Raw genomic sequence first — 8860 nt, 5'->3', positions numbered from 1 at the left:
GCCCCTGATCACGGTGATCGGCCTCAGCTATGCCTCGCTGCTCGAGGGCGCGGTGCTGACGGAAACAGTCTTCGCCTGGCCCGGCCTCGGCCTCTACATCACGCGTGCCCTGTTCAACGGCGACATGAACGCGGTGCTGGGAGGCACCATTCTGGTGGGTGCGGTGTTCATCGGCGTCAACCTGGTGAGCGACCTCCTTTATCGGGTGTTCGACCCGAGGCTGCGCGGCGCATGACGCAATCCCTCTCGCACTGGCTCCTCGACGAGGCCCCGGGCTCGCGCCGGCAGGCGGTGCTGGGCAGCCTCTACCGCGGCCTGCTCGCCATCCTCTCCAATCCACCGGGCCTTGTAGGACTGGTGATCGTCACCGTGCTGGTGCTGATTGCCATCTTCGCGCCGCTGCTGGATCGCGGCATCTCGCCCATCGCGCAGGACCTCGGCAACCGGCTGGCACAGCCTTCCGCCGCGCACTGGTTCGGCACCGACGAGCTTGGCCGCGACATCTATTCTCGCACCCTCTATGGCTCGCGCGTGACGCTCACCATCGTGGCCCTGGTGTCGGTGCTGGTGGCGCCCATCGGGCTCGCCGTCGGCACGCTGGCGGGCTATCTCGGCGGCTGGGTCGACATCGTGCTGATGCGCATCACCGACGTCTTCCTCGCCTTCCCGCGCCTCGTGCTGGCGCTGGCCTTCGCGGCGGCGCTGGGGCCGGGCATCGAGAATGCGGTGATCGCCATCTCGCTCACTGCCTGGCCTCCCTACGCGCGCATCGCGCGGGCCGAGACCATCACCATCGCCAGGAGCGACTTCATCCAGGCCGTGCTGCTGCAGGGCGCCTCCACCTGGCGCATCCTGCTTCGCCACATCGTGCCGCTGTGCCTGTCCTCGGTGATCGTGCGGCTGACGCTCGACATGGCGGGCATCATCCTCACCGCGGCGGGCCTGGGCTTCCTCGGGCTGGGCGCGCAGCCGCCCACGGCCGAGTGGGGCGCCATGGTCTCGGCGGGGCGCGACGTCATCCTCGACCAGTGGTGGGTGTCGACCATCCCCGGCGTCGCCATCTTCCTCGTGAGCCTCGGCTTCAACCTGCTGGGTGATGGGCTGCGCGACGTCTTCGACCCCAAGGAGACCTCGTGACAGCGCCCCTTCTCAGCGTCGAGAACCTCAGCGTCTCCTATCCCGGCCGCAGCGGTGTCACCAAGGCCCTGCGCGAGGCGACCTTCACGCTCGGCCATGAGCGGCTGGGCGTGGTGGGCGAGTCCGGATCCGGCAAGTCCACCATGGGCCGCGCCCTGCTCGGCCTCATCCCCAAGCCTGGCGTGGTGACGGCCAGCCGCATGGACTTCGACGGACAATCGCTGCTCGGCGCCAGCGATGCCGACTGGCAGAAGCTGCGCGGTCGGCGCCTGTCGATGATCATGCAGGACCCCAAATATTCGCTGAACCCGGTGCGCCGCATCGGCGACCAGATCGTCGAAACATGTCTCCTCCATCTGGACATCTCGCGCCGCGAGGCGGAGCGCCGGGCGCTGGACATGCTGGAGGCGGTCAAGATCCGCCAGCCGGACGCGGTGTTCCAGCAATATCCGCACCAGCTGTCTGGCGGCATGGGCCAGCGCGCCATGATCGCCATGATGCTGGTGGCGGAGCCCGACCTGCTGATTGCCGACGAACCCACCTCGGCGCTCGATGTGACGGTGCAGAACGAGGTGCTGCGCATCCTCGATGACCTGGTGCGCAACCGCGGCATGGGGCTGATCTTCATCAGCCACAACCTCAACATCGTCTCGAGCTTCTGCGACCGCGTGCTCATCATGTATGGCGGACGCATCCTCGAGCAGATCTCGGCGCGCGACCTGGGCGCGGCCAGGCACCCCTACACCCGCGCCCTGCTGGCCGCCGCACCCTCGCTCGACGCGCCCCGCGCAACGCTCGCCACCGTGACGAGGGACCCCGCATGGCTGGAATGATCGATGTCCAGGACCTGCGGGTGAGTTTTCACGCCGATGGACGCTCCGTCCATGCGGTGCGCGGCGTCAGCTTCTCGGTCGCCGAGGGCGAGAGCTTCGGAATCGTGGGGGAATCGGGATCCGGCAAGTCGACGGTGCTCAAAGCCATCGCCGGCCTCGTCGCCTCTGAGAGCAGCACGCTCGCCGTGCACGGGCGGCCCATCGCCCAGCGCCGCACCAAGGCCGACCGGCGGCAGCTGCAGTTCGTGTTCCAGGACCCCTATGCCTCGCTGCACCCGCGCCAGACGGCCGACCAGATCCTGCGCGAGCCGCTGATCATCCATGGTCTCGACCGGCACGACGCGCGCATCGCCGCAGCGCTCGACGAGGTGGGCCTGAAGCCCGAGCACCGCTTCCGCTATCCCCACCAGCTTTCCGGTGGCCAGCGCCAGCGCGTGGCGATCGCCCGCGCCCTGATCCTGCGCCCGCCCATCCTGCTGCTCGACGAGCCCACCTCGGCGCTCGACGTCTCGGTGCAGGCGGAAATCCTCAACCTCATCGCCCGGCTGAAGCAGGCCAACCGCCTCACCATCATCCTGGTCAGCCATGACCTGGGCGTGGTCGCCCATCTCTGCAACCGGATTGCGATCATGCAGGCGGGCAAGCTCGTCGAGGTGCTGACGGCAGAGGAGCTGCGTAACGGCGGCGCACGGGAGGCCTACACGCGGGAACTGGTGGAGGCCAGCCGCGGCTTTACCCGCGCCGTGGCGGCGCTTTAGTTTTGCTGCACTTGCCAGCCGGTCAAAAACGTTCTGTTATGACCCAAGCCGCGCCCGGAGCCCAGACGGACGCGCGGACGGCGGAAATTGGGCAACAGGGAGATATTCATGCTGAAAGCCTTTAAATTTGCACTTCTGGCCGGCGCCATTGCCGCGCTGTCGCCGGTCGCCATGGCCGAGACGCCGAAGGACACGCTGGTCATCGCCGAGAACATCGACGACATCATCTCGCTCGACCCCGCAGAAGCCTATGAGCTCAGCGGCATCCAGGTTCTCGCCAACACCTATGACCGCATCATGCGCTTCGAACCCACCGACATCACCAAGCTGGTGGGTGGCGTTGCCGAATCCCAGACGGTGAGCGACGACGGCAAGACCTTTACCCTCAAGATTCGCCCCGGCCTGAAGTTCGCGTCCGGCAATCCCGTCACCGCCCAGGATGCGGCCTTCTCGCTGCAGCGGGTGATCAAGCTCAACAAGACCCCGGTCTTTCTGCTGTCGCAGCTCGGCTGGACGCCCGAGAACGTCGACCAGATGGTCACCGCACCCGATGACTCGACGCTCGTCGTCAAGATCGGCGTCGACTTCGCGCCCTCGCTGGTGAACGCGCTGCTGTCCTCCGTGGTGGGCTCCGTGGTCGACCAGAAGACGGCCATGGCGCATGAGGCGAACGGTGACTTTGGCTATGAATGGCTGAAGACCAACACCGCCGGCTCAGGCGCCTACACGCTGAAGGGCTGGAAGCCCAACGAGAGCGTGGTGCTCGAGGCCAACCCCAGCTATCGCGGCGGCGAGCCCGCCATGAAGCGCGTGGTCATCCGCCACGTGCCGGAACCCGCGGCCCAGCGTCTGCTGATCGAGAAGGGTGACACCGACGTCGCCCTGAACCTGACGGGCGATCAGGTCACCAGCCTCAAGGGCAACGCGGATGTCACCATCACGCCGTCTCCCCAGGCGCTGCTCTATTACATCGGCATGAACGTCAAGCAGAAGGACCTGCAGGACGTGCGCGTGCGCCAGGCGCTGCGCTACCTCATCGACTATGATGGCATCGTGAACTCCATCATGCAGGGCGGTGCGCAGGTGCACGAATCCTTCTGGGCCTCGGGCTTCTGGGCTGCTCTCGATGAGAACCCCTATAAGTTCGACCCCGAGAAGGCCAAGGCGTTGCTCAAGGAGGCCGGCTACCCGGATGGCTTCGAGATCATGCTCGATGCGCCGAACTCCTCGCCCTTCAACAACATCGCCCAGTCGGTGCAGTCCACCATGGCGCAAGGCGGCATCAAGGTGAACATCATCCCGGCGGAAACCAAGGCGCTGCTCACCAAGTACCGCGCCCGCGAGCACCAGCTGCTGATGATCTACTGGGGCCCGGACTACATGGACCCGCACACCAATGCCGACGGCTTTGCCAACAACCTGGACAATTCCGACGCGGCCTCCAAGGGCAAGCCGCTGGCCTGGCGCAACTCGTGGCAGGACGACGCCGTCAACAAGATGACGGCGGACGCGGTGCGCGAGCGTGACGAGGCCAAGCGCAAGCAGATGTACCTCGACGAGCAGAAGAAGGTCCTGGACGAAGGCCCCTATGCCATCATGTTCCAGGAGACCAAGCAGGTCGCCACGCGGTCCAACGTCAAGGACTTCATCTTCGGACCCAGCGCCGACGTGGTCTACTACAACCTGACGACCAAGTAAGAACCAAGCGCGGTGCCGGGCTTTATCGACCGCCGCCGCGCGTCACGCCTGATGGAGCACGAGGGCCTTGCGGCCCTCGTGCTGTGTCAGCCGGAGACCATCAGCTGGGCTTCGGGCGCCTTTCCCGGCGTGGCCAGCAACTGGCGCCGTGCCGGTGCCGCCGTCCTCATCGTGCCGGCAGACGAGAACGCGCCGCTCACCGCCATCGTGGGTGACCTGCAGGCCGCAAGTTTCGCTGCGGCATCGGGTCTTGAAGATGTCCGAAGCCACCGCATCTGGGTGGAAACCGACCGCTTCCCGCTCAGCCCGGACAAGCCGAAGCGCACGCCGCGCCCGGCGCAGTACCTGCTGGCAGACAGCCTGGGCCTGCTGCGCGAGGCGCTGCACGAGAAAGGCTTCGCGGGCCGCATCGGCCTCGACATGGGCTTCGTTCCCGCTGCCGACTTTGCGGCATTCCAGGCCCTGCCCGTGCAATGGTTCGACGCCACCCGCATCGTCGAGCGGTTGCGCGCCATCAAGCAGCCTGCCGAAATCGACCGCCTCCGCCGCGCGGCGCTGCATGCCCGCGCCGGGCTCATCAGCCTCATGGAGCAGATCGCCCCGGGCATGACGGCCGCCGAGATGACGCGCATCTGGGCATCCGCCGCGCAGGACGACGCGACGCGGCAGGGTCTGCCGCCACCCGACTCCTGCTGGGCCTATATCGCGGTGGGCGGTGACGGCTTCGCGCCCGGCGGGCCGCTGGCCCACGGCGACATCATCAAGATGGACGTCGGCTGCGTCATCGCCGGCTACAGTTCAGATGGCGCCCGCACCGCCGTGCTCGGCACCCCGGCGCCCCAGGCGCAGGCCATCCACGATGCGCTGCACCGCAGCTTCGATGCCGGTCTGGCACTGTTCGAACCCGGCCGCAGCCTGCACGACATCTACCGAACGGTCGCCACCACCATGTGGGACCAGGGCTTCGACACCTACGGCCGCGGCCACTTCGGGCACGGCGTCGGCGCCTCGATCTGGAGCGAGGAATGGCCCTTCATCGCCGATGACTCCGAGGCGATCCTCGAACCGAACATGGTCATGGCCTTCGAGACGCCGTGGTACATCTCAGGTCTTGGGGGTTTCATCATCGAGGACCAGCTGCTCATCACCGATAACGGCGCCGAGGTCATGGCGCCGATGAGCCGCGACCTGAGAAGGCTCTGAGCGCAGCGCTGAAAGACTCTCGGTGGCGAGCGAGCGACCACGCGCTGGTCTTGCGCCACAGCAGAAATGCCAGGCAGAGGAGCACGGCACCGAGGGTGACCGCGGCGGGATAGCGCCCGTCGAGATGCGGCATGACGAAGGGTAACAGGCCCACCGTGATGGCAGGCGGAAAATGGAGTTTGAAGACCCGCGTCAACACCACGCCACAGGTGAGGGAGAGTGCTGCGGCAAGAGGCCCCACGCCGAGCCAGGCAACAAGCAGAAAGGCCGCGGTCGCACTGAGGCAGCAGATGACCGGCACCAGCAACGGACGCATCGCCCACGCGCACTTCTTGCGGTGGGCGAACATTTCAAACGCGACGACCGCCAGCGGCGGTGGCTGCTCGCGGCCGAGAACGACAACCACGTCGTACTTTTCCCATGCGTTTGAGCCGACAAATGCGCCGAAGTGGGTCACGGCAGCGCCGTTCCAGCTTGCGCTTTGCGGAAGCTTTGCGTCTGTCTCGCCGGTCAAGGCTCGCCTGACGGCGAGAGAGCAGCCGACAAGGACCTTCTTGCCACGTCCGACGTAGCCTGCGACGAGAAGCACGATTTTTGCGCGCAGACCCGCCCCGCCAGCGCTGGTAAGCGAATATTTAGAAAACGCTGTCGAAAATACCTGCTTCACGTAGCCAAACCGCTTCGAGCGGATGGTGATGTGACGAAGCTTCGGCCCAAATAGGCGGCGATTGATCTCGGCATTGGCGTCGGCGTCAAGCAACAAGAGGCCCGCGCTCGCCGGGACTCGCGGCGGGCTGGCGGTCGATAAGGCAAGCTTGTAGCCAACAACGATCCCGTTCGGGCTGTCGAATTGCCTGACGGCTACGAGAGAGACAGCGGTACTCAATAGGAGACCTGCCTCCATGGCCATCGCGAGTTGCCCCAGTATTCCCGCCACCGTGCCTGCACCGCAGTATTGGTGGTCGTCGATCTTCGCCTTGATCTCTTCAGCAGGCCAGTCAGCAACTACGACAAGCGACCTGTCTCTTGCAGCGCATCGCGCAGAACGTTCGGCATGGCGAAGCTCATCTGAAGTGATCTGCACATCAATCAACGGCTGGAGCTGCACTGATCCTCTCTCCAGTTTGATCGCCGCACGCAGGCGGTTTCCAGTGGCGAGGGCTGCGTAATCTATGCCGCCGTGTGGGTCAATATAATTTGCCGTATTGGCCAGTTCAGCTAGCTCAAGGGGCGCGCCCTTCTTGCAGAGCGCGCTCACGCAACTCTCGTCCACAATCACCAACGCTGCTTCTGGTAGCCGGAGGTCTTCGTGCTGCGTGAGAGGAAGTTGAGCGTGTGGCCATATTCTAAGCTTTGGTCCACTAGTCGCAAATTGCGACTGGTAGCCGACCGCCTGACACCAGTCGGAAAAAGGGCACTCGACCTCTGCCGAGAAACCCTCAACCGACGGGTCGAGTGAGCGGCACAGCAAGTTGTGAACCGAACGGGATTTATTCTCTGCGGAGGCAACCAGTTCCTTTCGGTCCGGGTGGCAGCGCCCGTGCTTGGGGTCAGACCGGCCGTACATGACCTGCACGAGTCCGCTGCCGTTGATCCCTGATCCCTTGAAAGCCTTGTGGAGAGCTGCGGCCAGCTTTTCGGCGCGTTCAATCGTCGGGACAAAGTAATCGACGTGGAGACCGTGTAGGGTAGGGCTACTGGCGTACGCCTTTATGAATCTCGAGGTCTTCCCGATCCCCGCCGGTGCCGCGATCTGCAGGCGCGGAGGCTGAAGGCACTTGCGGCCGAAGCGTTCGTGGAGGTCTGCCCTGACCTTCCGTAGTTCAGCGTCGCGGGCTTGTCTGTCAGGCCCGCCGTATGCCTTGCTAGCCTGTTCCAGCTCGGCGGTTGCTAGCAGATACGTCTCAAAAGTCTTGAAGAAGGCCACAAGTGCTGACTCGAGGCGCTGGCTGCTGGTGGCCCGGAAGATCGAGACGTTGCGCGGTGGCGCATGGACCCCCGTCCAGGTCACGGACTTGCTTAAGCGGCTGGACCGAGTGGCGGCGGGAGCCTCACGGATTGCACGGTTTCACCGGTCGGGAAAATGCCGCACGATGACAACTGGCGAGTCGTCTGAGTTGTACTGCCCCATGATGATGCGGTGAATTTCGGTGATACGGTCCTGTGCCGGCTCAGGCACTGAGGCTTCAAGTTTCGCCAGACGATGCTTGATGCTTGTCAATGTCCCTGCCTCTTGATCGCCCTGCCGTTGCTGTCCAACTCGGGCGATACCAAACGGATAACCATAATGCTGCGGCCTTCCGCTTCGGCGGCCTGCTCGGCCCGTTCCAACGCCTCGTTATCATCATCCGAAGCCCATAGGAAGGTCGCCCACGGCCTAATGGGTTCGGGAGGCAGATTGGCCTCAAGTCGGGATATGCGGTGCCTAACGCTCATTGGGCGGTCCCTTTGGCCTGTTCTGCTTCAAGGCGGACGAGACGCTGTTCGAGGTCAGTCGTCTCCACCAGGCGGCGGTGGGTTTCGAGCATGGCCGAAATGTCCTTGGCGTCCTCAAGGGCGATGTCGCCGATTGCCGTGGCGCGTAGCAAGGCGTCGTGAACTGATAGAAGACCTTCGGCCCCGTCGATCTTGCCGGGAAGATCGAAAGACACGATGCGGGGTTCCGGCTGCGGCTTGGGGTGAACATAAGGCGCGGCAATCTTGGCAGCGTGCATCCGCACATCCGGGTCCTGCGTGTCGTCGCGCATGAGCCGCAGGGCGAAGCCGCACGGGGTTTCACCTTCCTCGGCCAAGGCCATGAGCGCCTCGGTGCGCCTGTTCCTGGTGCCGGGAGATCGGCCGCCACGCTTGCCATCCATGTTCCAGAATCCTCTAGTTTGAACTCTGGGCTTATATGCAACAATAATCGTGACATTTTGTTGGAGAATACACGGCAGGGAAACTTATCTTTCGGTGCGCCCTACGCCGAGGCGACATTTGGAATGGAGCCCATTCCCCAATCGGGCTTTGGATTTACCTGTTCCAATGTACCAGTCATCAGTGCGTGGGACAGCGGGACAGTCTGGCACCGATAATCTTGCTGGAGCGACTACGAGGTACCGCAAGCGTTCGAGATTCATAAACCGAGAACTGCCGGCTTAAAGTCGCAAAGATACGCATCCAACCGAAGGATGACTGGGAAGAGGCGTCGCAAGGACGCAAACAGCACGACATGCAGCTTGGGAAGCTGCC

General features: G+C 64.4%; 9 protein-coding genes. 6 read left to right on the top strand and 3 right to left on the bottom strand.

Going from position 1 to position 8860, the window contains the following annotated elements:
* The 6 genes from WCJ41_RS18370 to WCJ41_RS18345 all read left to right on the top strand — a co-directional run.
* On the top strand, positions 1 to 235 hold a 235-nt coding region (locus WCJ41_RS18370), incomplete at its 5' end, for an ABC transporter permease subunit (RefSeq protein WP_336907290.1).
* Positions 232 to 1137 (top strand): nickel transporter permease, encoded by a 906-nt coding sequence (nikC, locus tag WCJ41_RS18365; RefSeq protein ID WP_336907289.1) that lies wholly within the window; start codon positions 232 to 234, stop codon positions 1135 to 1137. The genes WCJ41_RS18370 and nikC, both read left to right, overlap by 4 nt.
* Positions 1134 to 1970 carry an ABC transporter ATP-binding protein gene (locus tag WCJ41_RS18360; protein WP_336907288.1) on the top strand — a complete coding sequence of 279 codons (837 nt, stop codon included), beginning with the start codon at positions 1134 to 1136 and terminating at the stop codon, positions 1968 to 1970. The genes nikC and WCJ41_RS18360 overlap by 4 nt, the downstream gene beginning before the upstream one ends.
* Positions 1958 to 2728, top strand: coding sequence for an ABC transporter ATP-binding protein (locus tag WCJ41_RS18355; RefSeq protein ID WP_336907287.1), 771 nt, complete (start codon positions 1958 to 1960; stop codon positions 2726 to 2728). Before WCJ41_RS18360 ends, WCJ41_RS18355 begins: the two co-directional genes overlap by 13 nt.
* 108 nt (positions 2729 to 2836) lie before the next feature.
* Positions 2837 to 4426, top strand: coding sequence for an ABC transporter substrate-binding protein (locus WCJ41_RS18350; protein ID WP_336907286.1), 1590 nt, complete (start codon positions 2837 to 2839; stop codon positions 4424 to 4426).
* Between the two features lie 12 nt (positions 4427 to 4438).
* On the top strand, positions 4439 to 5629 hold the full coding sequence (locus tag WCJ41_RS18345) for a Xaa-Pro peptidase family protein (RefSeq protein ID WP_336907285.1): 1191 nt from the start codon (positions 4439 to 4441) through the stop codon (positions 5627 to 5629).
* Here WCJ41_RS18345 and WCJ41_RS18340 read toward each other — a convergent pair.
* The 3 genes from WCJ41_RS18340 to WCJ41_RS18330 all read right to left on the bottom strand — a co-directional run bounded on the left by WCJ41_RS18340 (position 5592) and on the right by WCJ41_RS18330 (position 8487).
* Positions 5592 to 7640, bottom strand: coding sequence for an HPP family protein (locus WCJ41_RS18340; protein ID WP_336907284.1), 2049 nt, complete (start codon positions 7638 to 7640; stop codon positions 5592 to 5594). The genes WCJ41_RS18345 and WCJ41_RS18340 overlap by 38 nt on opposite strands.
* Positions 7641 to 7697: 57 nt before the next feature.
* Positions 7698 to 7850 carry a hypothetical protein gene (locus WCJ41_RS18335; protein ID WP_336907283.1) on the bottom strand — a complete coding sequence of 51 codons (153 nt, stop codon included), beginning with the start codon at positions 7848 to 7850 and terminating at the stop codon, positions 7698 to 7700.
* A gap of 211 nt (positions 7851 to 8061) precedes the next feature.
* Complete coding sequence (locus WCJ41_RS18330) at positions 8062 to 8487, bottom strand: hypothetical protein (protein WP_336907282.1); 426 nt, start codon at positions 8485 to 8487, stop codon at positions 8062 to 8064.
* Positions 8488 to 8860 lie beyond the last annotated feature (373 nt).

Origin of the sequence: Aestuariivirga sp. (assembly GCF_037139295.1) — a bacterium.
Classification (GTDB): domain Bacteria; phylum Pseudomonadota; class Alphaproteobacteria; order Rhizobiales; family Aestuariivirgaceae; genus Aestuariivirga.
Note: the sequence above shows the minus strand (reverse complement) of the source record. Positions and strands in the feature narration are given on the sequence as shown.